The organism is Wolbachia endosymbiont of Chrysomya megacephala (assembly GCF_008245065.1).
Taxonomy (GTDB): Bacteria; Pseudomonadota; Alphaproteobacteria; order Rickettsiales; family Anaplasmataceae; genus Wolbachia.
Map to the genome: position 1 here is coordinate 1,148,625 of NZ_CP021120.1, position 25,830 is coordinate 1,174,454.

Sequence of the window (25,830 nt, forward strand, 5' to 3'; positions counted from 1 at the left end):
TACCTTATACTTTACTAACGCACTCCGGTGTTTTCTGCTCTGCTTTCTTTTTGTGTTTCTTAAAAAGATTTTTCCATAAAGATGATTTTTTTGCTTCACTATTTATTGGATCCACATTATCAATTTTCATTACAGTTGTTGGCAATAGTTGTAGATTTTTTGATTTTGGAGGTTGATCTTCTTCTAAATCAGATGCATAACCAGAGGACTGCTCGCTATTCTCCCCTTTTTTTGTATCAGTAAACTTTATAGATGGCAAAATATACTCTAAAATCATACTACGAATGAAGGGTTCTGTCGCATCTATAGAGCGAAGTCAGTTTCATTTGTAGGAAAATAGAAAAGAAGTAATATAATCATCTTTAAAAAAGCAAAGATGTTGCGTATTAGTCCAAAATTATTGCCCTATTTCAAAGGATTTAGCTTTTCAGCAGAGATAATAATGTTATCAGTATACATGAAGTGTCGATTTTCTTTGAGCTATCGAGATTTGGAAGAAATGATGAGTATAAGAGGAGCGAAAATTGATCATGCTACGCTACAAAGGTGGATTATCAGATTTGTGCCACTGATAGATGAAGAGTTGAGGAAAAGGAAGAAGCAGGTTGGCAGTAGCTGGAGAATGGACGAGACCTACATAAAATTAAACGGTAAATGGGTTTATCTATACAGAGCACTAGATAGTCTCGGCAATACTGTAGACTTTCTGCTGTGTACTCGTAGAGACAAGTCTGCAGCACTTGCATTCTTTCGTAAAGCCTTTAGAAGGAATAATCTTCCTGAGAAAGTAGTAATTGATAAAAGCGGCAGTAATATTGCTGCTCTTGATGACTTGAATACGGAAATTCCTGAACCTTATAGAATCACGGTTTTTCAAGTAAGATATCTAAATAATATTGTTGAACAAGATCATAGATTTATCAAAAAATTAATAAAACCAATGCTTGGGTTTAAAAGCTTCCATTCTGCAAAGATTACCATCACAGGCATAGAAAATATTCGTATGATTCAAAAAAGACAAATTATTAAAGCTAATGATAATGGTTCTACTTTTGAAAATTTTGCTATGTTAATGGCTCTATAACTCTCATAATTCCAGTTTTTACAATCTTCTTGTACTACAATTTATAGATGCGACAGAACCCTTTCTGCTGTGTACTCGTAGAGACAAGTCTGCAGCACTTGCATTCTTTCGTAAAGCCTTTAGAAGGAATAATCTTCCTGAGAAAGTAGTAATTGATAAAAGCGGCAGTAATATTGCTGCTCTTGATGACTTGAATACGGAAATTCCTGAACCTTATAGAATCACGGTTTTTCAAGTAAGATATCTAAATAATATTGTTGAACAAGATCATAGATTTATCAAAAAATTAATAAAACCAATGCTTGGGTTTAAAAGCTTCCATTCTGCAAAGATTACCATCACAGGCATAGAAAATATTCGTATGATTCAAAAAAGACAAATTATTAAAGCTAATGATAATGGTTCTACTTTTGAAAATTTTGCTATGTTAATGGCTCTATAACTCTCATAATTCCAGTTTTTACAATCTTCTTGTACTACAATTTATAGATGCGACAGAACCATAGGATAGGCTTCTATTGCCTGAAACATAACATGTGTAGTGTTATATATTCTATCTCGAGCTTCTTTGGAAGTTTGATTATATTCAAGTCCACTTACAATTACTGCATTTATCATACTAGATAATACTATTGCTGTAGAAAGTTTACCACTTCCTGGAAGACCAGTGATATATATGAAAAATTTTGTTAGCTGTTTTTTTATCTCAACGTTTATCATATTATTTTTAATATTAAAACCTACAATTATAATAACATAAAAACAAGGCTTTAAAACATATGAAACATTACATAAAAAGTCGCTTTTATAGTTAAAATACTATGTAATCTAGAAATGTAAACTCTAATCACCTAAGGCAAGTAAAAGTGCTTAGTATTTTAACGTAGGTTCACCTTTTAGTTTGTAATAAACTTTTTTTTACGTATAAATCTTTAGAAAATTTTAGTCAAGAGCTATGTTATTAACAAATAGTGAGTTGAAAAGAGACCTAGTTAACGCCTATCAAATTTTATCTTATCTTAAATTAGATGATCATACGTATACTCATCTCTCTGTACGTTCTGAAGATAAAAAGTCATTTTATGTTTATCCGTTTGGTATACGTTTTTATGAAGTAGATGAAAGTTCATTGATGAAAGTATCGTTTGATGGGAATATAATTGAAGGCAAAGAATATCAATATAATAAAACTGGCTATGTAATCCATGGCTTCATTTATCAAGCAAGGAAAGATATTCAAGCAATTTTTCATCTACATACACCTTCTATTGTAGCAGTTTCTTCTCTCAAGGATGGATTACTCCCAATAAGTCAGTGGGCGCTGCACTTTTATAATAAGGTATCTTACCATGATTATAATTCCCTGGCACTTGATGATACAGAAGGAAAAAGATTAATAGCTGATTTGAAAGAAAATTTTGTGATGTTAATGCGCAATCATGGATCTATAACATGTGGTCAGACTATACAAGAAGCAATGTTTTATACGTATCACTTAGAACAAGCTTGTAAAACTCAATGCCTGATGCTAGCAATGAATAGGGAGTTGTCAATTCCAAGTGAAGAAATTTGCTCAAAAGCCGTAAAGGATCTTCTGTCTTTCGAAAGCAATCTTGGTGAGAGAGATTGGCACGCATGGGTTAGGTTGATTAAAGGTAAGTTATAAAAGTTTCTGACTCTTCGATAGATATTAGATTTCTTGCATAACCAGCCAGTCTGAAATCCAATAATGGTTTCACACGCTGTAATTCATGCAAGAAGTCTAATGTCTCCATCTCTACTTAAGTTAACACCCTTAACTAAGCAGATACAAGTAAATATAGCCCTTCCCATAATAGTCCAAAAAGGTCATAAGAAAGAAGAATCGACAGCATGACGAAAAGATTTGAATAAAGGAATGTTTTTTCTGGTTCTGTTTTTTATAGCAAACCAATAATGCTCAATTTTGTTGAAATCTGGAGAATATGGAGGAAGATATAAAATTTCTGCACCAACTCCTTTAGCAAATCTTATTAGACTTATGAAAAGTAGCATTATCAAGGATAACAGTTTGTCCAGGTTCCAAAATCGGTGTCAGAAACTGCTCAAACCATTTATTAAAGATATCCATATTGCAGTGGCCTTTAAAGGTTAACGGAGCAATTATTTTTCTTCCACTTAAGGCTGCAACCATGCTAATTCGTTGAGTTTTCTTTCCAGATTTTAGGGCATAAAACCGCTGTCCTTTCTGGCAATACCCATAGGTTCAGTGTTATCAATGCCAGACTCATCTATATACACTAATTCTTTAGGTTCTTTTGTTGCTATAACCTTTGAAAATTGAGCTCGCTTTTCTTCATTTCTTTCTTTATATCCGTAGGTCTTTTTTTTCTTGTGAATCCTATATTTTTAAGTGCTCGATGAATTGTTTGTCTACTAATATTGCCCCAACATCTCTGACTGAGTTTTGCCACCTTGCTCATTTGCAAATTCGGCAAATGCATTCCAGTCGGTAATTTTATGCCACGCTTCCAAGCTTTTTTGATTGAAAATCTCCCGTTTTCTCACGTCTTTTCTTCCACTCATATAAAGTTGTTTCTCCAATCTTAAATCTCTTGGCAACAGTTTCTCCACTCTCTCCTTCATCCAATGCTTCCATTACCTTTTTCCTTAAGTCATAACTATATGCTGCTGGCATGCTTACCATCACTACTATAAATCCATATCTTACCTTTTTTGGACTATTATGAGAAGTGCTATAACTAGTAAGTTTTTTCAATCCTGCTCCACAGCAAATTTTAATGCTATGTGAGTAGTTATAGTGCTGTTAACAATTAAAATGACAAAAACTAAGATGGTGATTAGTAGTGTATAAATATTCAAGGATAAATTTTCAAATTGAGTTAGCAATTTGAAATATACAAAAGTTGGCATTATCATTGGCAAAACAAGAATTTGCGACACTCCTGATGCTAAGTTATTTCGACCAATCATCAATGCATTTCCAGTAGCTGAAATATTAATGATTATCAGCGTATTAAATAATAAAGACACTCCAACTGCTATTGAATGTTCAATATTATTGCCTAGAATTGCAAAGCTGAACATGAAAGAAATCACTGAAATCGGTAACCCAAATAACAACCAGTGAGCGAAGATTTTATAAGCAACTATCAGCCTAGAAGAGAGTGGCTGTAAAAAGATTTGCTCTAATATTCCATCATGATAATCAGATGTAAATAAATTATTTGTAGAGATCTGCAAAACAAATGTAGCACATATCCATGTTAATGTTAATATGACTTCTTGTTTACTGTTGTTTTCAAGTGTATATGAAGATAAACTTAACATTATAATAAAAATACATACTATATAAGTAAGATTATTATCATTTATTACTAATTTTTTTACCAAACTAATCATACCAGGATTTTAAATGTTTATTATAAATTATAGTGTTTACTTTGAGGGTAGTATAATTTTTTGTGTTTACATGTTATATAAGTTTTAATATATTTTATTGATAATGCTATGGAAAAATTAATAAAAATAAAGTTACCGGAAGATTACGTTCCTTCAGAAAATGAAGAATATATGAACGTAAAACAACTGGAATACTTTAGCTTAAAGTTACAATCAATACTCTCTGAACTGGAGAAACAAGATCTAGAAGATAGTAGTATTTATTCTGATAGTGAAAATGGAGAATTAATTAAGCGCCGAAAAGATAGAAAAGAAAAAATTAAGGAGGCGTTGGAAAAAATAAAATTAGGCATTTATGGTTACTGCGATGGAACGGGAGAAGAAATAGGAGTCGAAAGACTTAAAGCTAATCCGCTTGCTATGTATTGTATTGAAGAACAAGAGAGAATAGAAAAAGAAAAGAACGTGTATAACATTAATGATTAGAACTTGTTCGCGAATTCAAGCATATTTCTCTCCTTAACATAACTCTACTCATAGCCAGATATATGAAATTTTCAGTGAGTAAATCTTATTCTTTCGATAGTCTTCTATTCCTAAAGCAAAAGTCCTTTCTACAACCCACCTTCTTGGCTGTACTTTAAACCCCTCATTGGTAGTAGCTAAGGCGGTGTGTCTTTGTTGACTTAGAACCTACATGAAGGCCTTTTGACAATCTCAATATCCATACCATATTCTTCCTTTATATGATTTTTAAATTTTCTCCTTGGTATCCCATCACATTTTTTTAACTATAGTATATTTTTTTCTTACTTTCCTGTATGATACTCTGGAATAGCTTTCTATTCTTGTCCATTCCCTTTGACTTAGGTCTGCTGGGTGCTTTTTTCTCGTCTTTACCCAGTACTAAAACTTTAGATATTATAGCCTCTTTTACTAATCTCTGGACAAGCTCTAGCTTCGGTAAACTCAGTAGAAGGTTCTTTTGCAAAAAATGCAGCATGTACAGCATTTTTAATAAAAAAACATGCAGCAAGTGCAAATATTGCTGTCGGTACATAGCGCACAGGAGAAGCTATACTAAAAAAAGTAGCAGAAGCGACTATTAAGCAACAACAAGTCAGTATCGTTTGATCACGTAGATAACGTCTATCAACTCCACCGTACTCAGCCATCAACCTTTTAACTTTATCATTGTTACCGTATGGCAGAGTAAGCGTTTTAATCAAATTCATTACACCATTATTAGTGAAATATGGAGCACACTCTATAACTCTGGAGCCATTAACCTTCTGATTAGGATCAGCACCATACTTTAGAAGCAACTCTACATATTTTTCGCGTTTATCGTTGTCACAATTGATTGCTTGATATAATGGAACTCGACCATTTTTATCTAACATATTAGGATTAGCACCATATTTCAAAAGTATTTCCATAGTATGATCATCATCACACAAAAACGCTTTAAACAACGGATTTTTACCATTTTTATCTAACATATTAGGATCAGCACCATATTGTAACAATAACTCTACAATTCTGCTGTCATCGATAACCCTACAATAGTATAACGAAGCTTCATTATGTAATAGCTTTATATTAGGATCAGCACCATTTTCTAAAAGAAGTTTCAAAATACTATAATTTCTTGAATCTTTAGCTTGCATTAAAGCAATAGATAATGGAAAGTAAATATAAATAAGTTTTTCATTAATGTAATCACCAAATCTTCCATCTTTACTGCTTTTGAATTTGGAAAAAAGCTTTTCAAGAAACTTTATATCCTGATTATATAGAGCCCTACTTAAGTAAAACCTCAAATCTCCAGGCGAATTAATTTCATTTAAATTTTCGTCAGTTAGATTTGTAACCTCTTCTATGCTTTCCTTAGTAAGAAATTCATATGCAGAACCTAGCTGCTTAAATTTTTCTTCATTTTGTTTCTTCACAACCTCATTTTTACCTGAATGTTTATCAGGATGATATTTCAAGGCTAATTTTCTATACGCTGATTTAATTTCTTGTTCACTGGGCGCATCGCTTGATTGAAAACCTAATATTTTTAAAGCTTCCTTTCTACCTACAATAAATTCCCCACTGAAATATGTTAAATTAAACGTAACCCAAAATTTCAAAAAGTAAAGCTTTTTATGTCAAATTACGTCTATTTCATAACTGTACAAATATTGTAGATCAGGAAACTTCAGTCCTTGATACTGGAATAACATCTCTATACTACTTAGAGTCAATCTCAATATTAAAAAATTTCTCAAATAGAAAAAAGGCAAAAGGAACCCTGTCAGATACTATCTAGTTTTTAAATTGGCGTTCTTTATTGTCTAATTTGACATCCACTCAATAGATACCATTTTTGCATTTAATTTACAGAATGTAGTCTAAGTACAAACTTGTGAAAGGCTTATGTGTAATGCTTCTCCACATAATCACTAATAATTTCCTTAAATTCTTCAAAAATATTATCACCTTGTAAAGTTTTGAAATATTTGCCGTCTTTGTAGACTGCTGAAACAGGTTTTTCTCCATACCCAGGCAGGCTGATCCCCAGATTTGCATGTTTGCTCTCTCCAGGACCATTTACTATGCATCCCATAACAGCAACGTTCATATACTCTACACCAGGATTCTTTTTCTTCCATACCGGCATATGAGTTTTTATGTAGCCATTTACTTCCTCAGTTAATATACGAAAACGATCGCTACTTGTGCGTCCACAACCAGGACATGAACTCACCTGAGGGTTAAAGTAGCGCAAACCTATAGACTGCAGTATTTCCTGACATACTACCACCTCATTAGTGCGTGATTCACCAGGGCGCTGAGTTAAAGAAGCCCGGATAGTGTCTCCAATACCATTTTGCAATAAATAAGTAAGCCCTGCTGTGGTATTTACTACGCCTTTGTTACCCATACCAGCTTCGGTTAAACCCAAATGCAGCGCATAATTGGAAGATTGTGCAAGTGCCGTATAAACTAAAATTAAATCTTGCACTCTACTGACTTTACATGAAATGATTATTTTCTCTGCATTAAGGCCAATCTTTTCAGCTTTTTTTGCACTACCAAGAGCAGACATTACAAGCGTCTTACGTAATATAACATCAGAAGTTTTTGGATTACTAGATAAGGAGTTTTCATCCATTAATTTTTGTGAAAGGTACTTATCAAGACTACCCCAATTTACTCCAATTCTGACAGGAAGATCATGCGTTATTGCATACTCTATAATTTTTTCGAATTTTTCATCACGTTTATCACCAAAGCCTATATTACCTGGATTTATCCTAATTTTACCCAGAATTTTAATGTTGTCTGGATAATCCTGAATCAGCCTGTAGAGCTCATATTGTCCACAGCCTACTAATATCTTACCATCAAAGCCTTCTTTATTTATTTCCTCTACTATATAAGGTATTGCTTTTGCTACTTCCTCTGAGTTCAAAGCAATTCGCACCAATTCTGAACCTGCATGCGCTAGTTCTATTACTTCTTTTGCATATTTCTGAGCACTGCTTTTTATGTTGTCAGAATCTATATGTGCACCAAGTGCCATGGATTGAACAACTATAGGATTATTTCCACCTATCTTCACTTGTCCAACTTTTACAGTATGAGTTTTATGCCTGGAAACCGGCGATGACTCATATGCATCATCACTCAATGTCAGGTCTCTATCTAGCATATTATTAATCGTGACACTATTTTACTGTGTCAACTACACTGCCAAATGAACTTGAACCATTTAAACTATGCTGTGGTGTTCTATTTAGATCAGTAATAGAATCATGAGAGCACGTTCTTCTTGATGGAGTTTCTTTTATAGTAACATTTATAGGGGAAACTTTTTTTTCTCGTGTTGAAGTAACTTTTTTCCCTTTTTGTTGTTCACTTTTTTTATGCTGCTTACTTTCATACTGAGAAACTGGCTCTTGATCTATAAATACAGCACCCTTTAAACGTGCAAGATTAATACCATGCTGATTGATCATAGCATCCTCCCCATCTTCAACTATGCAAGCTCCCACGTTGTTTGGCTCGTTATCAAGGCTAGCAATTTTTTTTTCTTTTAATTTTTTGATTAGATCTTCTTTATTCATAGCTAGATCTTGTAACTTTTTTTTCTTGAGGAGCTCCCTACGCTTCTCATACAGTTTATATGACTCAGCAAAATCCTCGTCTGCATGAAAGTTTGCACCACCAGGGTTACCAGGAGGTATGTACCTCTTACTGAACTTTACCTTAGACTTCGCTTCAACATTATGTACAGTAAAGAAACTAGAAACCAAAAGTATTAATATAAATAAAACTTTAGAAAAGATCTTAAGCATACTATAGTGAATATTGTGCTTTAAAAGATACCAATTAACAAACTTCAAGTAAATCAGAATCTCTACCAACTTTATAATACAAACATCTTTCTAAAAAATTTACTACCAAAACCTACATAATCTAAAGGAAATTTAAGGTGTTACAAATTTTACGTAACACCCTTTCAAGAAGAGCATTACACTCTTCCTTGCTGTAAGTTATTCTTCAGTTTTTCGGTATCATTCACATTATTAAACTTTCCGCTTGGCATATCTTGAGACAAGTCGTTTTTCTTCTCTTTATCAAGCTTAACTCCCTGATAGATACAGAATGCAACAAAACTAGTTACAGCTATTGCAGCAACAGCACTGACTATGGCACAAGTTAGTATTGCTTGTTCTTGTCCCCCTACCATGTCTGCAAATGTTTCTACTTTTTCTTCTAAGCCTGTAAATTTTTCTTGCAAGCCGCTTAAGTGCTCTTGCATAGCTTGAAACTGCTCAGTACCAATCTTGTCTTCTAATGCACCAAAAACTTTTTCAAACTGCTCAACATCTATCTTTTGAGCTTCTTGCCACTCTTTTAATGCACTAAATACCTCTTCAAACTGTTTAGCATCTATCTTTTGAGCTTCTTGCCATTCTTTTAATGCGCTAAATACTTCTTGAAACTTTTTAGCATCAATATTTTGACTTTCCTGCAATGCTGTTACATCCGATTTATCAAAACCGAATACAAATTTGGTTATACCCATTTTTAACCCCCTAGCTAATTAATATATTACTATTGTACGTTTTTAGTAGTTAATTTAGTATTAAACACTATACAACTGGGATCCAATAAGAAATATCTGGTCATGCGCTGGAACTTTTGAATTCCAGTTATGCAAGAGATCTATTGATCTTAAAATAACTTTCTTTGGTTTAAGTTAAGGGTTATTCTACCAATATCTCTCTCTTTCCTGAGTAACTCGGAGCACTGACAATACCTTCTTTCTCCATTCTTTCAACAATATTTGCAGCTCTGTTATAGCCTATTCTAAGTTGCCTTTGAATGTAACTAGTTGAAACCTTTTGATCTCTCTGAATGATGGCCACTGCTTGCTTGTATAGATCGTTCTCTTCATCTTCTGTTTCACCTTCTGATTCCGCGAAAGAATTTTCATCTTCTTGAGTGATTTCCTCCATGTAGTTTGGCTCACCTTGCGTTTTCAGATGATCAACTATATTTTGCACCTCATCATCACTTACAAATGGACCGTGCACTCGAATAATCTTACCACCAGAGGCCATATAAAGCATATCACCCATACCGAGTAACTGTTCGGCCCCTTGTTCACCAAGTATTGTACGGCTATCTATCTTAGAAGTAACAGCAAAACTAATTCTCGTTGGAAAGTTTGCTTTTATCACACCTGTTATCACATCTACAGATGGGCGTTGTGTTGCCATTATGATGTGTATTCCTGCAGCACGAGCCATCTGAGCTAAACGTTGAATAGAGCATTCTATATCTTTGCCAGCAACAAGCATTAAATCTGCCATTTCATCTACGATCACCACAATATACGGAAATGTCTCCATTTTAAGTGGTATTTTTTCAAATAAAGGTTTACCCGTTGTTGAGTTAAAGCCAATCTGTACAACGCGCTCCAACTCTATTCCGCTATTCATCGCTTCTGTAATTTTTTGATTATAGTTTATTACATTGCGCACATTTAAATATGACATCATGCGATAGCGATTTTCCATCTCTTTCACTATCCACTTAAGAGCAATAACAGCTTTTTTTGGCTCTGTTACCACTGGCGTTATTAGATGCGGTATTGCATCATATATTGAAAGCTCGAGCATTTTGGGGTCGATCATTATCATCTTGCATTCATCAGGACTTAGTCGATAAACAAGCGACAGAATCATCGTGTTAATTGCAACCGACTTACCTGACCCTGTAGTTCCGGCAACAAGCAAGTGGGGCATTTTAGTCAGATCTGCAATAACTGGTTTTCCGCTTATTTCCTTGCCAAGCGCAATTGGAAGATTTAAGTTTGCATTTTGGTATTCTGGCGATTCAAGTAAATCACGCAGCATTACAATCTCTCGCTCCTTGTTTGGCAATTCTATTCCCATGGCATTTTGTCCACGAATTATTGAAATACGTGCAGAAAGTGCACTCATTGAACGTGCAATATCATCTGCAAGACCAATCACTCTTGCAGATTTTGTACCTGCTTGTGGTTCAAGTTTGTATAAAGTCACAACCGGTCCATAACATACACTTATAATTTTTCCTTGCACGCCAAAATCACTCAGAACCTGTTCGAGCAGAGATAAATTCTTATTGCTCTCTAATGCATTCAACTGTTTTCTCTGCAAAGATTCTTCTGCTTTGGAAAGTAAGTGAATGCTTGGAAACTCAAACTCGCTAGAAGGTGGTTTAACAATTTCTTCGGCAGCTTTTTTCTTTCTTTCTTTCGGTTGTTGTTTAGTGGTTATATATTTTTCCTCTACTACTAATGGTGCTATTGAATAATCAGTAGTTTTACGTAACCTGAAAAACAGAACCTTTGTAAAAAGGGAAAATATTTTTTTACATAGGAAAAGCAAAGAATAAACCGTTCTCTTCCAACCAATCAATCCTACAATACCTATTGATGCTACTACTGTGAATATGTAAAACGGGCAGTGGTCAATTAGAGCATTACCGACTATTCCACCGTGCATGTATCTAGCAGTAATGCCAAGCGAAAGTTGCGACAATATAGCATATATTGCTACATTGATTAACGTTAGGTAGATAATTTTCAGCAATGATGCTCTGAAAATTAAAAAGTAAACTATGGTTGTAGCTATTGTAATACTAGCGAGTCCAAGAAATTGAACCAATATATCAGCTAAATATGAACCTACTACTCCGCCCAAATTTGTTACTTCCTGATTTGTAGCTGTATTTAAGGATGGATCTTTATAATTATAGCTAAAAACCGATATATATATATACATTAATAGTGACAAGTATATCGCTGATTTTAGCTGTTTTTTTAACATCTACTTAAAGTAATAAGTAATTGTATATTTTACAAAGTGAATTGCTATTATCAATATCATCACGGATAAATCTAATCCATTGAATGGTTGTATATACCTTCTGATAACCTTTAGTGGAGGATAAGTGAGTCTGTTTAAAGTTTGCATTATGCTGCTTACAATCTCATTATACATGTTAACTACATTCAATTTAATCAACAAATCGAGAGCAATTGAGCATATTAGAACGAAGCTGTAAAGATCAAGTAACAGGTTAAGTAAGTATATGATTGGATGCATATTACTAATTTACACTAAAACCTATTATGTGTAGTGATATGTATAAAATCAAGCCCCACAATAATTTTTATGCTGAAATAGGTGTAAACAATAAGCTATAAGATATTATACCCTTTGATTCCACGTGGATAAAAAACTTATTGATAAATTAACGGAGAGATGTGTACTGTATGAATAGCTTTTTGATCATGTTTATTACATGCAGGATAAGTGTTCAGGTACGTATGAAACCAGCGCTTCTTTTCTTGTCACCTCTTGTTACCTAAATAGCCTCTGTTCAAGTAGCCCCTTTGTTGTCATCCCAGTGCCCAGACACTGGGATGGCTTTGTTGCACCACTCAAGGAAAGAACAGGCAGTTACTGATGGAATTTGTTATAAAATAGATATTTAGCCGACAAAGGAAAAATATGCCAATAAGAATGAAAGTCAGTAACTGCAATGAATATAACAAATTTCTTCAAGAAAGGGGAAATGTTTTTCATTATATCAACGATGCCATTGAAAATTGGTACGAAAATAGTCCAAAAGTAGCAGGTGGCAACAATGTCTACAGCGACAAAGTAGTGATTCTAATTCACATAATAACCTATCTATTCAGGATTGGTCTTAGGCAAACAGTGGGATTTATAGAGAAATATCTTGAGCAAATAGGGAAAATTTTGCAAATTATCAGCTATTCGCAGGCTTCAAGAAGGTTTAAAAAGCTTAATATCAAAATCAACGACTGCAGAGTTGATAAGAACGATATGGAAGATATTGAAATTGCTATAGATAGTACAGGTATCAGCATCTACAATAATATTCCAGGCCATAGTAAGGCAAATGGTACAGATAGAAAGTATCGCCGCTATGAGCAAACAAGATGTAATGCTAGAGATAGGTAGTAAAAAAGTTATAGCTGCAAAATACAGTAGTGGAGTTTATTCCGACCACTATGGAGCCTGTGATCTTATTGAAAGAGTGGATACCAAGTATAACATAAGCACGATATATGCAGATAGATCGAAAGAAGTTATACAAACTGTGCGATGAGCTTGACATAAAGACAAGGATTCCTCCGCAAAATAATGCAGTAGAGCATCCAAAGTTGGATTATATGAATGAGAGAAATTCTACAATCAAGCTCATAAAGTCATATGATGAAGATGGTATGAAGAGGTGGAAAAAAGAGATAAATTATTGGAAGAGATCTTATATAGAAAGTTTTTTCTCGCGACTGAAGCAAATATTTGGATTTAGTTTTAGGAATAAATCTGAGATTAATCGTGAGAAGGAACTGCTACTCAAGTGTTATTTGCTTAACAAATTTACTGAAATAGGCATGGCTAAGTTTGATATAGCTTCATGAATTTATTATACATTACCCACTATCCGAAGAGCTGTGCAACAAAGCCATCCCAGTGTCAGCTACTCAAATGACATACTTTTTGGTGAAAATTACTCTTATACTACAACGTTTGTAGTTATGAATTTGACTATAGGATCAAGTCTAGAAAAATCTAGATTCCAGACTGGAATGACAACTTAAATTGCTTGATGTGAACATAAAATAGCTCATGTCATCACGTTAGCAATACAACTTCTTTAATAAAAACTAAATCAATTCCCGTAATAATTGTACTAGCTAAGGCTAAAAGGCAGAGGGTTATTAGTGAGGGAAAATATGAATACTCAAAGCACACAACAATATCATGAATTCATTCGAGGATTTTTTACTTTATTCGATGAAATAAAAAAGGAAGACGACCCAATTTATAATTCCAGAGTTGGTTTTAATGTAGTAAAGTTTCTAATAGAGCACTCCGTCTGGAATTTGGAGACAGATGAAGACAAAAATAAAGCTTATGAAGTTATTCTTCCAGAGCAGAACAAGATAAAGAAAGCCGAACAAAAGCTTGAAAGTGAAGTTAAAGCAAGGTTAAAAGAGTATGTTGATGATATCGCAGGAGTTTCAATATATGGCGATCACGCAAGTATTACACTGGGAGATGACAAAAAAGAGTTTAAAATCAGCGAGTTTTTAAATAGTGACTTTTGTCAGAAGAAAGGAATTTCGGGATTTTCAACGCTGCATAGTGATGGAAAGAGCGGAATGCACGGTTTTGTTGCCGAAGAAGGAGAGAAAAGAATAAGGCATTATGTTGTAACCGATGGTTCATATGAAATGACTTTGAATTGGCATGACAAAAATGGCAAAAAATGTACTATCAAAATCAAGATTGATAAAGATGGTGTAGATCTCACTGAACGTAATGGTGTTACTGAGGAACAATTAAAAGCAAACACAGATGTAAAAATAGGTGGCTTATTCCTATATCAAATACAATTCAAGGAGAAAGGACAAGAACAAGAGAATCAACAATCATCTGAAACTTTCATAGAAAATGATATTAGTAAAGGTGTTGGCGTTCAAGCTACTCAAGATCAAGAAGTTAAGTTTAAGCATGCAACGACTAGCACTACACATTCTAATAACGCATCTGCTAAAAAGATTCCACCGTCACTGCCAACTAGAACTAGTTCATTACCTAATAATCAGCAAAAAGGTGAGTATCAGCCAATACGGATTAATAGTGGAAATAACTACAATTCTCCATATTCTGATCATTCAAACAGTACTGCTTTCACCAAATCTGTAAGCCAAAATCAAAACGATAGGCAGTCTACATTTACTACGTTTGGATATACTGCATCTGGAAGCCGAAGATCAGATGAAAGTGAGCAAATATCTAATAATCGGCAAAAAGGTGCAATTTTTGATCCTACAACTAATGAAAGCACTGCAGCAGCACAAGACGTTGCATTCAAAAAAGTTAAAGGTGCATTTAAGTATGAAAACGCTAAAGAATCAAGCAATACTGGAAATAAGCAATCACTAAATGATGTAGCTTCGATTCTTGCATGGAAAGCAAAAAATGAGTTATTACGTAGTGCAAGTAAGTATGGTGAAGAATTTTCTGACTTCGAAGATGGTTGGAGCGATAACGAAGATGAGTATATAACGCTTTCAAAACCTCAATCAGATTATAAACAAGAAAAAGATTATCTTAGCACTAAGGAAAACGAAGAAAGAGGAAACGATGAACAAAAAGAAACCGAACAAGAAAATGAATCGCTAGAATACAGCTCAACAGATATAAAAACAAACGATTCGGGCTATTCATCTCCAACTCACTCTAATCATGAACAATCTCGAGTAAATTCTGGACAGTTAAAAGCGAGCCTAATGAATGTTGAACAAAGAGATTATACCCTACTTACGGAATTTACCAGTAGGTTGGATAAAGAAACTCAGAAATTCCCGCTAAAACCAGTAAATCAAAAGAAAATGAGTGAACAAACAAAAGAACATTTATTAGCAGCTGGATTGCTAAAAGACAATGCAGCGGAGGAAGAAATAAACGACTCAGGTTACTCATCTCCAACTTACACTAGCCACGATAATTTTCAGGTAAATCCTGAACAATTAGAGAGGAAATTAGAAACCATTGAACCAAAAGATACATTGGAAAAATTGAATAAAGGATTGAGAGACCAGGCTACTAAAGATTTATTCTCAGAAAGTATGTTGAAAGAAGTAAAAGAAGGTAAAAAATATGACCCTGTACGTAAGTTATTAGAAAGAAAAGTAGCAGAACAAGAAAATGATAATACTAATCTGACTATAGACAAAAATAGCGAACTATATAAATTGCTAGAAAAAGATGCAGCACAACTGAAAGCTGGAATAGTAGAAGAGGAAAGAAAAGATACTTTAACAGAATGCAATGATAGTCCTGATCGCAATAGAATTGCATTAGCAAATAGAAATAGAATCTGGGCTAAACTTATTGCTGAAGAAAAACAAAAAAAGGACAGTGGTATTAGTATAGGTTAAAGTAATTACTTAGCAAGCAATTGGTTTCATGTAATGGTAACCCTATTACAGAAGAGTAAGAACCACGTAAAAATAATACAAACATTCCCGCAAGGCCTTGTATGTTGCATCCCCCTGCCCTGTTTTTCCACTCTTCTGATGCTAAATAATATTTAATTTCTTGTTCGCTGAGACGCTTAAATTTCACTATTGTAACTACAGTCCTAATATGCTGTTTAGATTGATCAGGAATTAATAAACACACACTGGTGTATACTCTATGCCTTCTTCCTGATAACAAGCGAACGCATTTTTCTGCTTGTTCAACGTTTTCAGCTTTGAGCAATATCCTTCTACCACAAGCAACAACTGTATCCACACCAAGCACAAAGTAATTTGGATTTGCACTTTGTATTTTCTCGGCTTTACTTTTTGCCATACGGATTGAGTAATCTTTTGGCAGTTCTTTCTTCAAAGGCGATTCATCTATATCTGCTGGCAAAACCAAACCTGGCTTAATATTTATTTGTTTGAGTAAGGCTACTCGCCTTTCTGATGATGAAGCAAGAATAAGATTATCTAGAGATTGTTCTATCACTTTAGCCTTTTTATTATCCTACCCTTTCTTGCATTCCTATCATAAATACTCATCTCAACTAACACTCTATCGCCTATAATAATACGTATTTTACTTCTTCTCACTCTTCCTGATACATGACAGATAATCTCATGTTCATTGTCCAGCTTCACTCTAAATTCTGCTGCAGGTAGTAAAGCAGTTACTGCCCCTTCCACTTCAAAAATTGTTTTTGATTTGTCTTCTTTTATCATTGTCGTATTATAATTTAATAATCTTTTTCAGTCTACTATAGATTTTAAATTATTATCAATACAGGAGATTTTTATACTCTACTTGAGTATTGCTCTTGCAACTTAACTCCAATCATCTCCTTAACAATGCAAGAGGAAAGCGAGCTACCTACGCTTCTACTCTCTACTACCTTCTCAATAGAAGTTATTTTAGAAGATAAATCATTATCACAATTTTCCTCATCGCTATCAAGTCCACTATCAAAACTTGAAGATCTGGATAACTCTGTCTTCTTTTGTGAGGCACTATCAGGCTCACTAAAAACGTTTCCTGCTAGAGTATAAAATTGATGATTGAAGCTTCTTTGTTCAATAGAACTCATGTTAGAAGATAAACCATTATCACTACCATATCCGCCATCAGAGCTTGAAGATCTGAGTAACGTCATCTTTTCTTCCAGTGGAACACAAGACTCATTATTAGTCTCATTAAAAATATTTCTTGTTGGAGTATAAAATTGATTATTGAGGCTTCTTTGTTCATCAGCATGAATTTTTTCTCCCAGTCCATCAGCTATTTCTACAACTTTATCATCCCATTCATTCTCACACTCTAGCTTGCTTCTTAACTCTTCAACTTCCCATGCTAGTTTGCATATCCCTTGTTCATAAGATTCCAATTGTGCTTTATACTCATCTTTCAACTCTTGCACTTGAAGTTTTAAATTGCTTATATACTGCTCCTTTTCCTTCATTATGTGTGCTGCTTCTTTTAATTTGTCTTCTAACTCCTTCTTTTCTGTATTAACACCTTTTAGCTTACCCTCTAGCTTTCCTTTTGCTTCACATACATTTTTAAGTTCTTGTGCTTTCTCTTGTAACTCTGCTAACACACTTGCTAACTTTTCATCTTTTTGTGCCAGTTCAGTTTGCAATTCCGTGTTTTTTCGCTCTTCTTTTCTAAAACTGTTTTGTAAATCAGTTATTTGTTGTGAAGCAATTTCTGGTTGAGTTTCAGTGTGCTGTAAATTGGCTTCCAATGCATTGCTATTAATAGAAGGAGAAGAAGGAAGGCTATTATCAGCATCAACTTTATGATCTAACTTCCCCTCTGGTTCCTTACCTTGATAAGCCACCATAGATTCATTGTAAAGATTAATAGGAGTAGCCCTATTCTCTTCTAGTGATTCCATTACAGCATCGTATAAGGAGAGACCTTGAATATATAATTCATCGTTTTGCTTTATTAATTCTAGAATCTCCTTCGATGAAACAAAATCTTCACCATTAAATTTTAGTATTTCAGTTATGCCATCTCTACTCACATTCATAATCATGGTACACATTCCTGATCCATCTTTTGCAGGCCAAGTGCTTGTCATTTCATAATATGCACCTTCTTTAAATTCATAATATCTTTTCTTATCTTTTTTACGAGCGTGTATTTCATGTTTTTTATTGCAATAGATATTCAGTTCTTTAATATCTTTCTCTTGCTGTAAAACGTCACTAATCTTTGTTGGCTCACTATTGTCGTAATGAGTAAGGTTAATATTCAAAACTTTATTATTATTGTCAATTTCTTCACAGTAAACTTGAAAGTCCTCTTTCCATTTTCCAAAATACCTACTTGCAACTTCTTTTCCTTCCTTTACTAACTCTATGTATTTACCTATATTTTTCTCAAAGTCCTCATTAACAGGCTTTTCTCTTTCTTTTACTGCTTGATCCACGTACATTCGCTTAAAATCATTATCACCTATTAGATCATTAAAACGCCAATTATCATAAGCTTTTTGTATATCAGCAAAGTCCATCTTTTCTCTCAAAAGCGCTAATAAGCTTATCTTATCTCTCAAATTTTCTAACTCACAATCGAGAAAATCATCGAAACTGCATAACTTTTTATACAGTTCCCTATCTTCTATAATTGAGCGAAGAAATTTCATTATAGTAAGGTTCTTAATGGAAGGCTCATTTTTTTCTGCATCATTAATATAGCTTTTGAGAAATTGAAATATACCAAGCCCATCACTATCTTGGACAAACTTCTCTCTATCATTAACACAATTGTTGCCCTGTGATGAACATAATCTATTATGCAATTTTTGCAAGTCATGTATTGACTTAACTACATATTCTGCAACTGACAGTTCTCTCGGCTGATCACTTGTTTTTTCCGCTCTTACTGCTTTGTCTCCCTTAGTCAAACCTGCAATCATAATACGCCTCCTTTAACTATGTTTATATTATAACAATCAACATGTATTTAAGAAAAATCACACTGCTCACTGTACGTTTACGCTGCTACTTTGCATAATAGATTGCTTGAAGTCACACAAGTATCGTTTTTTATTAGATAAAAGTTAACAAGACGTTTTCATAGATTTTTAAGCTTAATAACATCCTCTCTATTGGGACTAGTTGAAATTAGATGAATTGGTACACCTATTAATTCTTCTATTTTTCTCACATATTTCATCAAATTTGCAGGTAATTCCTTAACTGACCTTTTGCCTTGAGTTTTCTCTTTCCAACCAGGAAATTCTTCATATATTGGCTCTAATTCTTTTTGTATTGAATGTGATGCGGGTAAATAATCATACATTTTTCCGCCATACTTATAACCAGTGCCTATTTTAATAGTATCAAAAGAATCAAGAATATCTAATTTGGTTAATACAATGCTTGAAACTCCAGAGAGTTGTACGGCCTGGCGCACTAAAACTGCGTCAAACCATCCGCAGCGCCTTCTTCTATTGCTTACTGTTCCAAGTTCCTTACCTATAGAAAATAAGCTGTCTCCAATCTCGTTATTTTGTTCAGTAGGAAATGGACCATTACCCACTCTTGTTGTATACGCTTTTGCTACACCAATAATTTGAGCATTGTAGGATAATCCTGAGCCTGTTATCGCTTGCGATGCTACGGTATTACTTGAAGTAACAAAAGGGTAAGTTCCGTGGTCGATATCTAAAAATGCGCCTTGAGCGCCTTCAAATATTATTTTCTTACCTTCTTTCATAAAATCATTTAGTATCTTCCACACAGGTTTTTTATATAAAAGAATTTTTTCTGAAATCTCTTGAATTTCCTTTAATATTTCTTCTTTTTTAACTACCTGGTAGTTAAGTCCTTTTCTGATAGCATTATGGTAACTCAGGAGAGCATCCACTCTTTGATTGAGCTCATCTGTGTTTTCTAAGTCACAAAGGCGTATAGCTCTCCTGCCAACTTTATCTTCATAACATGGCCCTATCCCTTTGTTTGTTGTACCAATTTTGTGATTTCCGTTTAAATCTTCAAATAGCTTTTCCTTGTCCTTATGTACGCTAAGTATTAATGGACAGCTCTCGGATACTATCAAGTTGTTATAGTTTACGTCTACTCCTTTAACTTTCAATGACTCTATTTCTGAGACTAGAGCATGTGAATCAAGAGCAACACCGTTTCCTATAATAGATATTTTGTCCGCTCTCAAAACAGCAGAGGGCAGTAAATTTAATTTATAAACCTCATCATCTATTACTATAGTGTGCCCTGCATTATTTCCTCCCTGAAATCTCACAACTACATCTGCATTCTCAGAAAGATAATCTACTATTTTACCCTTGCCTTCGTCACCCCATTGCAGACCAACAATTACAATATTATTCATCACTATTTTCTAGATTAATACGTAAATATTAATGCAGCATGCTACAAATGAAAAGAGAAATCTACGCCTTTCCTATATCCCTAAAATAAAGAAATAGACTATCGACTTTTTTATATATTATAAAATTATTCATCATTATATGGTACAACTTACAGCATATTTATAGTAAGGTGTTAATTATGAAAGAGGCAAAGAAGAGTCCGGTAGTTAGATTAAAGGCCACAGCTAAAGAATTCAATTTTAGTAAATTAAGAGCAGATCAAGATAATAAATTAGCGAATTCCGGTGAAACAATGTTCTTAGATTTTCAAAGAATGAATTTTATTATTAATGAAAAAGAAATAGATAAAAATTTTATTATTGCATTTAAGGAAGGAGCTAAAGATTATAAAAATGAGATTTTTAACCGTGATAATTTTGATAACCTTTCTGAAGAAGGTAAAGCTTTTATGGAACCAGTACTTAAGGAGCTTGATCAAGATAGACTATCTGAAGTTTGGGAAAATCATTGTAATAGCCCTACAGTTGCTGATGAAAAAAAAATTGATGAATATAGAAAGGAATTTGAGAGATTTTATAACGCAGGGAGAAGCTCTTATCATCTATTCTCCAAAAAAGATTACCGTGCATTAGCAAAGGAAATTTTCAAGGAAATGTTCAGGTACGCTGGGGCAGAAGTTCCAAGTAATGCTATTTTAGAAGAGCTAGTCACCAATTGTAATCAAGCAGGGTATGGGGCTGGTATATTTAATGAATCTCATGCCGCACTCAGTAGTTGTAATTTAACTCCACACAGTCCTAAAAAAGTGCTAAACATTTACTGCACTGACCACAACCGCATAAAAGTGACGTCTGATATGGCAATACCTATAACCACGATTGACAATCCGGAAGAGAAAATATGTGACCTATCCAGCTCATTAGAATTTACACTTGAGTCTCAATATGGTGAAGACCTTGTAAAATATGGAGATGGTAAATTATCACTTACTATTCCTGAAGAGTTGAAAAACTATAAAGACAATGGCAAGACCTTGTTTGACACTATTAAAGAATATTTTCAGAAATTCTGTGCAAAATTAGGATTTAAACCTGAGGCAAAAATACAAATAGAGCATAGCTTAGGTACTCAAATCAAAGTAAACAACTATTTAGATGGTACAATATCTACTACAGGATCGGATGCAAATGAAAAATTTACCAATCTTTTAAAGAAAAATCTCAGAGAGAGGTTATTGGGATCAGGAGTTGCTCTAGGAGGTGAAGATGTTGATGATATTATTGAAGTCAGAGTATCTTCAGTTATGGATCTACTGCGTGATTATACTAAATTGGAAGATAATAAAGAAAACAGAGAGTTATTAATAAGTGAAGTAGCAGATAATTTAGGGCTTTCCACTCAAGATAAAACAGCATCAGAAGTATTGATGGAATTAAACTCTTTACCTTCTTCGATAAAAGGTCAGGTTAATCATAATCAAGTGCAGTTTGTTGTAAATATTTTTACCAATTTAATTGTTGAAGGAAAAAGCGAAGTATACAAAGAAAAAAATGCAATTGATGCAATTCATCAGAAGATAGATAAGGCAATTGTTGAACAAGAAAAAAAAGCAACCAATAAACAAGATATGGAAAATGGTAAATGGACAGATAGAATCAAAAAACAGAAATTATCTGTGGAATCACATGGGCATTTGCATTAAAGATACTGTGTACAGAGGCGTAGTATGCTCAATTTTCGCCTTTCATTTAAAGCACTCAAATTGACCAAACACACTCAATCCAAAGCGTTTGTAGATTCGATATCTTGAGTAACTTGACGCAGAGAGAATTGTATACCTTAGTCAACTTTTCTAGCGGTATCCATAAGGTAAATCATTATTTGAGTGTTACACCCAAGCCCTCTTTATTTTCCTCTGTTATCAAGCTAAAAATACCATTTGGTTTCATTATGTATACGAAACTATTATGCTTGCAAGAAAAAAAAACCCTAAAAAAACTGGAAAAGAGAATAGGAATTTGACATAAGCTATTCCCAAATTTTCAATGTTCATATGGTTATAAGCAGTACAGCTATTAATCATCCATTATTGATATACCTGAATTATTCTCAGTAAATAAATCAAGTATAATGTTAGGTACTCTACCATCAACTATGTGAACAACCCCTGCACATTCTTCTACCATTTTAGTATATGACATAAGCCTTTCAACAAATTTTTCTCCTTTAATTTTTCCACAATCAATCGATTCTTTTAAATTTTTAATCAAGACTCTTCCATTGCCAACTTTGTTTATTTCTTCATCTGTATCACTCAAGATTATCATTTTAGATGCGTAAACTGCAAGTGCAATTGCACTTGCAGTGCTATCAGTATCAATATGATATGTTTCTCCATTTTTTCCATAACCGATAGGTGCAATAACTGGTATAGAATCTGATTCTTCAATAAAGAATAATATATCAGGATTGATTTCAGTTGGTCTACCGATAAATCCCATGTCTAGTATTTTTTCAATATTATTTAATCTATTTTCCCTAAGCGTAGTGCTTATCTTTTCAGCTTTTATGAGGTTGCCATCTTTTCCACATAGTCCAATAGCTGAACCACCAGCAGAATTTATATGCTGAACAATTTTTTTATTAATTGAACCACACAGTGCCATTTCAATGATTTTCATAGTGCTTTTGTCTGTAAGTCTGACACCATTTATAAACTTATCATTCATACCTAGCATTTTTAACACTAAGTTAATTTCATATTCTCCGTCATGAACTACCACCGGATTTATACCAAGCTGTTTCAACAGAACAACATTATGCGCAAAAGCACTAAGCAGCGTTTCATCTGAGATTATTACACTGCTGCATTTGATGATAAAAGTTTCGCCTACAAATTTAGGTATGTTAGACAGAACTTCAAATAATATTTCTGTTTTTTCCTTCAATGGCATCTTACCATTTAAAGATTCATCACTTTTCATTTTTTTATCTTGTAAATTTGAAAAACTCATCTCTTACCTTGGTGATTTTATGCTTAACACGAATGCTTATTTGATGAATTGATACATGTTCATTATTAACCCACTTTTGAGTATTTTCTAGAATAGCATCTAGACTTTCCTGATTCACTTTATCTATTTTTGTTAGCACAATATTAAAGTTAATATTATTACATATTAACCAATAAACAAAGTCTTTGTCTATTTCTTTTAATCCTACCTTGCTATCTATAAGCACAAACACTCTTTTTAGATTTCTCCTGTGAATTAGATAGTACTCAATTAGGTTTAAGTATTGTACTGCTTCTTCCTTGCTTGCACAAGAATAGCCATAACCCGGTAGGTCGACAATCCTAAACTTATCATTGTACATAGAGTAAAAATTTATTTGTCTAGTGCATCCAGGTTTAGAAGAAACTCTTGCAGCTTTTTTGCTGTTTATCAGCAAGTTGATTAAACTTGATTTTCCTACGTTTGATCTACCAGCAAATGCAATCTCTGGAGCCGACTCATCTGGTAATGATTTTTTGTCTGAAGCTCCAAATATGAAGCTGCAGATTGATGTTATCTGTTTTGCCATTATACTTAGGTAGAAATATTCGAGACAATTATAGTGTTATTGCTTGATATAAGAAATTTTTTATTTCAGTATATATTACTTACTTAAACAGCTGAAAACTAGACCTGTACTATATGGATATAGAGAATAATTTACAAGACTTAAAAAAAAAGTTTTCTGATGTAGAGAGAAATCTGGAAAACCCTACCAATTTGAGTCAAAAAGAATTCGTTAGTTTTTCAAAGGAATACTCTGAACTCAGACCAATTATCGAGATAATCGATGAATATAATATATTAAAAGAGGAAATTTCAGATTTAGAAGAAATCATGAAAGATGAGAACAGCGATGGTGATATAAAAGAGTTAGCAAAAGAAGAACTTCTTGAGAAGCAAAAGATAGTATTACCGAAAGTAAAAGCAAAACTAAAGTTGGCATTATTACCCAAAGATGAAGATGACTCAAGAAATGCAATATTAGAAATTAGAGCAGGCACAGGCGGAGAAGAAGCAGCATTATTTGCAGCGATGTTATTTCGTATGTATCAAAAATATGCAGAAAGAAGAAATTGGAAGTTTGAGCCAATAAGTATTTCTAATACAGGTATAGGTGGCTATAAGGAAGCTTCTGCACTCATTAATGGAACAGAAGTTTTTGCAAGACTGAAATTTGAGTCAGGGGTGCACAGAGTACAAAGAGTGCCAGAAACTGAATCCTCAGGAAGATTGCACACTTCCGCAGCTACTGTTGCAATATTACCTGAAGTAGAAGAGGTTGACTTTGAAATAGAAGAAAAAGATTTACGCATAGATGTTTATAGATCCAGTGGTCCTGGAGGGCAATCAGTGAATACAACTGACAGCGCAGTAAGGGTCACCCACTTGCCAACAGGGATAGTTGTAATACAGCAAGATGAAAAATCGCAGCACAAAAATAAGGCTAAAGCGCTCAAAGTGTTGAGAGCAAGGCTATACGAAATTGAAAGACAAAAAAAAGAAATGGAAAGGTCAACAATGAGGAAAAGCCAAATTGGTTCTGGAGATCGCTCTGAACGTATAAGAACTTATAACTTTCCACAATCAAGAATAACAGATCATAGAATTAATCTCACTTCACATCGACTAGAACAGATTATAAAAGAAGGTGAACTAGATGAATTTATTGAGGCATTGATTTCACGAAATGAAGCAGAAAGGTTGACTGGAGGGGGTAATGTTACTTTTTGATGGAAATTTGAAACAAAGCATAGGTATCAGGTTAAAAAGAAGTAAAGTTAGTTGTTCATAAGGTTGACAATTATTTAAATTTATGCTATAATTAGCAGCTCTATAACTTACAGAAACCATGGAAGTTGACTTTAATCAATATGTTAATAGTAACACCTTAGAGTTAAATAATCTATATGTATATATGGAAAAGCTAGTAAACTTTTTACAGAAAAAGCAAAATATTACAAGCTTGACTTTATCTAATTGTTATATTGATGCTCAGTGCGGAGAAGTTTTAAATGAAGCATTAGAGAATATTAATCTTCCAAATATTACTGAGTGTAAATTAACTTCTAGCATTATTGGCGCAGAAGGCTCAATAGCAATCACTAAATTGTTAAAGAATGGTAACTTTCCAAATCTTATTAAACTTGATTTAATTTCTAATGATATTGATGTTGAAAGTGGAATAATATTAATGAGTGCGCTAAGGGGTAGTAGTTTTTCAAATATTAAAGAATTTAATTTACTTTATGACAACGTCTGCAACGAAGGCATAGCAGCATTACGTGAATCATAGAACAACAATATGCT

Annotated in this window: 21 protein-coding genes and 5 pseudogenes; 9 read left to right on the forward strand and 17 right to left on the reverse strand. The window is 33.6% G+C overall.

All coding sequences use genetic code 11. The annotated features are described in order from the left end of the window. Nucleotides 1-4: 4 nt before the first annotated feature. On the reverse strand, nt 5-259 hold the full coding sequence (locus CAI20_RS05480) for a hypothetical protein (RefSeq protein WP_149168927.1): 255 nt from the start codon (nt 257-259) through the stop codon (nt 5-7). A 117-nt stretch (nt 260-376) separates the two neighbouring features. Between CAI20_RS05480 and CAI20_RS05485 the strand changes: the two genes are divergently transcribed. Both CAI20_RS05485 and CAI20_RS05490 read left to right on the forward strand, forming a co-directional pair. Then, nucleotides 377-1,084: an IS6 family transposase gene (locus tag CAI20_RS05485; protein WP_149168876.1), complete on the forward strand. Its 708-nt coding sequence runs from the start codon at nt 377-379 to the stop codon at nt 1,082-1,084. A 52-nt stretch (nt 1,085-1,136) separates the two neighbouring features. Beyond that, a pseudogene (locus tag CAI20_RS05490) lies at nt 1,137-1,526 on the forward strand (DDE-type integrase/transposase/recombinase); the annotation flags it as partial. A 59-nt stretch (nt 1,527-1,585) separates the two neighbouring features. Here the strand turns inward: CAI20_RS05490 and CAI20_RS05495 are convergent. Continuing rightward, a pseudogene (locus tag CAI20_RS05495) lies at nt 1,586-1,804 on the reverse strand (hypothetical protein); the annotation flags it as partial. Nucleotides 1,805-2,039: 235 nt separating this feature from the next. On the opposite strand from CAI20_RS05495, the gene CAI20_RS05500 reads away from it, so the two are divergent. Further along, complete coding sequence (locus CAI20_RS05500; RefSeq protein ID WP_007302673.1) at nt 2,040-2,750, forward strand: class II aldolase/adducin family protein; 711 nt, start codon at nt 2,040-2,042, stop codon at nt 2,748-2,750. 182 nt (nt 2,751-2,932) lie between these two features. On the opposite strand, the pseudogene CAI20_RS05505 reads toward CAI20_RS05500, so the two are convergent. Then, a pseudogene (locus tag CAI20_RS05505) lies at nt 2,933-3,761 on the reverse strand (IS630 family transposase). Between the two features lie 77 nt (nt 3,762-3,838). Then, a complete protein-coding gene (locus tag CAI20_RS05510; RefSeq protein ID WP_007302672.1) occupies nt 3,839-4,486 on the reverse strand; it encodes a heme exporter protein CcmB in 648 nt (215 codons plus the stop codon). Nucleotides 4,487-4,594: 108 nt separating this feature from the next. Here CAI20_RS05510 and CAI20_RS05515 point away from each other — a divergent pair, with 108 nt between their 5' ends. After that, nucleotides 4,595-4,972 (forward strand): TraR/DksA family transcriptional regulator, encoded by a 378-nt coding sequence (locus CAI20_RS05515; RefSeq protein WP_007302671.1) that lies wholly within the window; start codon nt 4,595-4,597, stop codon nt 4,970-4,972. Here CAI20_RS05515 and CAI20_RS06720 read toward each other — a convergent pair. From CAI20_RS06720 to CAI20_RS05545, 7 genes and pseudogenes are all read right to left on the reverse strand, one after another. Beyond that, nucleotides 4,962-5,296 (reverse strand): annotated as a pseudogene (locus CAI20_RS06720) (IS5-like element ISWpi1 family transposase); the annotation flags it as partial. The gene CAI20_RS05515 and the pseudogene CAI20_RS06720 overlap by 11 nt on opposite strands. A gap of 104 nt (nt 5,297-5,400) precedes the next feature. Next, nucleotides 5,401-6,576, reverse strand: a complete 1,176-nt coding sequence (locus CAI20_RS06725; protein ID WP_405054865.1) for an ankyrin repeat domain-containing protein — start codon at nt 6,574-6,576, stop codon at nt 5,401-5,403. 332 nt (nt 6,577-6,908) lie between these two features. Further along, nucleotides 6,909-8,189, reverse strand: a complete 1,281-nt coding sequence (ispG, locus tag CAI20_RS05525) for a flavodoxin-dependent (E)-4-hydroxy-3-methylbut-2-enyl-diphosphate synthase (RefSeq protein WP_063631130.1) — start codon at nt 8,187-8,189, stop codon at nt 6,909-6,911. Between the two features lie 16 nt (nt 8,190-8,205). Further along, nucleotides 8,206-8,835 (reverse strand): TRP75-related protein, encoded by a 630-nt coding sequence (locus tag CAI20_RS05530; protein ID WP_012481754.1) that lies wholly within the window; start codon nt 8,833-8,835, stop codon nt 8,206-8,208. 176 nt (nt 8,836-9,011) lie between these two features. After that, nucleotides 9,012-9,569 (reverse strand): hypothetical protein, encoded by a 558-nt coding sequence (locus tag CAI20_RS05535; protein WP_007302667.1) that lies wholly within the window; start codon nt 9,567-9,569, stop codon nt 9,012-9,014. Between the two features lie 181 nt (nt 9,570-9,750). Further along, nucleotides 9,751-11,862 carry a DNA translocase FtsK gene (locus tag CAI20_RS05540; RefSeq protein ID WP_012481755.1) on the reverse strand — a complete coding sequence of 704 codons (2,112 nt, stop codon included), beginning with the start codon at nt 11,860-11,862 and terminating at the stop codon, nt 9,751-9,753. Continuing rightward, entirely contained in the window at nt 11,863-12,141 is a 279-nt protein-coding gene (locus tag CAI20_RS05545) for a YggT family protein (protein WP_012481756.1), read from the reverse strand. 408 nt (nt 12,142-12,549) lie between these two features. Here CAI20_RS05545 and CAI20_RS06935 point away from each other — a divergent pair. Together CAI20_RS06935 and CAI20_RS05565 are read left to right on the forward strand one after the other, a co-directional pair. Next, nucleotides 12,550-13,490, forward strand: a pseudogene (locus CAI20_RS06935) (IS5 family transposase). A 315-nt stretch (nt 13,491-13,805) separates the two neighbouring features. Further along, on the forward strand, nt 13,806-16,019 hold the full coding sequence (locus tag CAI20_RS05565) for a hypothetical protein (RefSeq protein WP_149168929.1): 2,214 nt from the start codon (nt 13,806-13,808) through the stop codon (nt 16,017-16,019). Here the strand turns inward: CAI20_RS05565 and CAI20_RS05570 are convergent. The 4 genes from CAI20_RS05570 to CAI20_RS05585 form a co-directional block, all read right to left on the reverse strand. After that, nucleotides 16,006-16,596 (reverse strand): Maf family nucleotide pyrophosphatase, encoded by a 591-nt coding sequence (locus tag CAI20_RS05570; protein WP_007302819.1) that lies wholly within the window; start codon nt 16,594-16,596, stop codon nt 16,006-16,008. The two genes, CAI20_RS05565 and CAI20_RS05570, sit on opposite strands and share 14 nt — an antisense overlap. Continuing rightward, nucleotides 16,593-16,829: a translation initiation factor IF-1 gene (infA, locus tag CAI20_RS05575; protein ID WP_007302820.1), complete on the reverse strand. Its 237-nt coding sequence runs from the start codon at nt 16,827-16,829 to the stop codon at nt 16,593-16,595. Before infA ends, CAI20_RS05570 begins: the two co-directional genes overlap by 4 nt. A 71-nt stretch (nt 16,830-16,900) precedes the next feature. Next, nucleotides 16,901-19,030 carry a hypothetical protein gene (locus tag CAI20_RS05580; RefSeq protein ID WP_149168930.1) on the reverse strand — a complete coding sequence of 710 codons (2,130 nt, stop codon included), beginning with the start codon at nt 19,028-19,030 and terminating at the stop codon, nt 16,901-16,903. A gap of 158 nt (nt 19,031-19,188) precedes the next feature. Then, complete coding sequence (locus tag CAI20_RS05585; RefSeq protein ID WP_149168931.1) at nt 19,189-20,466, reverse strand: adenylosuccinate synthase; 1,278 nt, start codon at nt 20,464-20,466, stop codon at nt 19,189-19,191. Between the two features lie 179 nt (nt 20,467-20,645). Here CAI20_RS05585 and CAI20_RS05590 point away from each other — a divergent pair, with 179 nt between their 5' ends. Next, on the forward strand, nt 20,646-22,169 hold the full coding sequence (locus CAI20_RS05590) for a hypothetical protein (RefSeq protein WP_149168932.1): 1,524 nt from the start codon (nt 20,646-20,648) through the stop codon (nt 22,167-22,169). Nucleotides 22,170-22,542: 373 nt separating this feature from the next. Here the strand turns inward: CAI20_RS05590 and argB are convergent, their stop codons facing one another. Together argB and yihA are read right to left on the reverse strand one after the other, a co-directional pair. After that, nucleotides 22,543-23,481: an acetylglutamate kinase gene (gene argB, locus CAI20_RS05595; protein ID WP_017531630.1), complete on the reverse strand. Its 939-nt coding sequence runs from the start codon at nt 23,479-23,481 to the stop codon at nt 22,543-22,545. Then, a complete protein-coding gene (gene yihA, locus CAI20_RS05600) occupies nt 23,456-24,052 on the reverse strand; it encodes a ribosome biogenesis GTP-binding protein YihA/YsxC (RefSeq protein ID WP_369800778.1) in 597 nt (198 codons plus the stop codon). The genes argB and yihA overlap by 26 nt, the downstream gene beginning before the upstream one ends. A 110-nt stretch (nt 24,053-24,162) precedes the next feature. On the opposite strand from yihA, the gene prfA reads away from it, so the two are divergent. Together prfA and CAI20_RS05610 are read left to right on the forward strand one after the other, a co-directional pair. Further along, nucleotides 24,163-25,254, forward strand: coding sequence for a peptide chain release factor 1 (gene prfA / locus CAI20_RS05605; RefSeq protein ID WP_007302826.1), 1,092 nt, complete (start codon nt 24,163-24,165; stop codon nt 25,252-25,254). 118 nt (nt 25,255-25,372) lie between these two features. Further along, entirely contained in the window at nt 25,373-25,816 is a 444-nt protein-coding gene (locus tag CAI20_RS05610) for a leucine-rich repeat domain-containing protein (RefSeq protein ID WP_012481725.1), read from the forward strand. Nucleotides 25,817-25,830 lie beyond the last annotated feature (14 nt).

Coding starts and splice junctions, on each gene's coding strand:
- CAI20_RS05535 (WP_007302667.1), bottom strand. CDS start 9,569: ATGGGTATAACCAAATTTGTATTCGGTTTTGATAAATCGGATGTAACA.
- CAI20_RS05580 (WP_149168930.1), bottom strand. CDS start 19,030: ATGATTGCAGGTTTGACTAAGGGAGACAAAGCAGTAAGAGCGGAAAAA.
- CAI20_RS05510 (WP_007302672.1), bottom strand. CDS start 4,486: ATGATTAGTTTGGTAAAAAAATTAGTAATAAATGATAATAATCTTACT.
- CAI20_RS05515 (WP_007302671.1), top strand. CDS start 4,595: ATGGAAAAATTAATAAAAATAAAGTTACCGGAAGATTACGTTCCTTCA.
- prfA (WP_007302826.1), top strand. CDS start 24,163: ATGGATATAGAGAATAATTTACAAGACTTAAAAAAAAAGTTTTCTGAT.
- CAI20_RS05500 (WP_007302673.1), top strand. CDS start 2,040: ATGTTATTAACAAATAGTGAGTTGAAAAGAGACCTAGTTAACGCCTAT.
- CAI20_RS05565 (WP_149168929.1), top strand. CDS start 13,806: ATGAATACTCAAAGCACACAACAATATCATGAATTCATTCGAGGATTT.
- CAI20_RS05540 (WP_012481755.1), bottom strand. CDS start 11,862: ATGTTAAAAAAACAGCTAAAATCAGCGATATACTTGTCACTATTAATG.
- infA (WP_007302820.1), bottom strand. CDS start 16,829: ATGATAAAAGAAGACAAATCAAAAACAATTTTTGAAGTGGAAGGGGCA.
- CAI20_RS05485 (WP_149168876.1), top strand. CDS start 377: ATGTTGCGTATTAGTCCAAAATTATTGCCCTATTTCAAAGGATTTAGC.
- ispG (WP_063631130.1), bottom strand. CDS start 8,189: ATGCTAGATAGAGACCTGACATTGAGTGATGATGCATATGAGTCATCG.
- argB (WP_017531630.1), bottom strand. CDS start 23,481: ATGAGTTTTTCAAATTTACAAGATAAAAAAATGAAAAGTGATGAATCT.
- CAI20_RS05530 (WP_012481754.1), bottom strand. CDS start 8,835: ATGCTTAAGATCTTTTCTAAAGTTTTATTTATATTAATACTTTTGGTT.
- CAI20_RS05610 (WP_012481725.1), top strand. CDS start 25,373: ATGGAAGTTGACTTTAATCAATATGTTAATAGTAACACCTTAGAGTTA.
- CAI20_RS05585 (WP_149168931.1), bottom strand. CDS start 20,466: ATGAATAATATTGTAATTGTTGGTCTGCAATGGGGTGACGAAGGCAAG.
- CAI20_RS05590 (WP_149168932.1), top strand. CDS start 20,646: ATGAAAGAGGCAAAGAAGAGTCCGGTAGTTAGATTAAAGGCCACAGCT.
- CAI20_RS05545 (WP_012481756.1), bottom strand. CDS start 12,141: ATGCATCCAATCATATACTTACTTAACCTGTTACTTGATCTTTACAGC.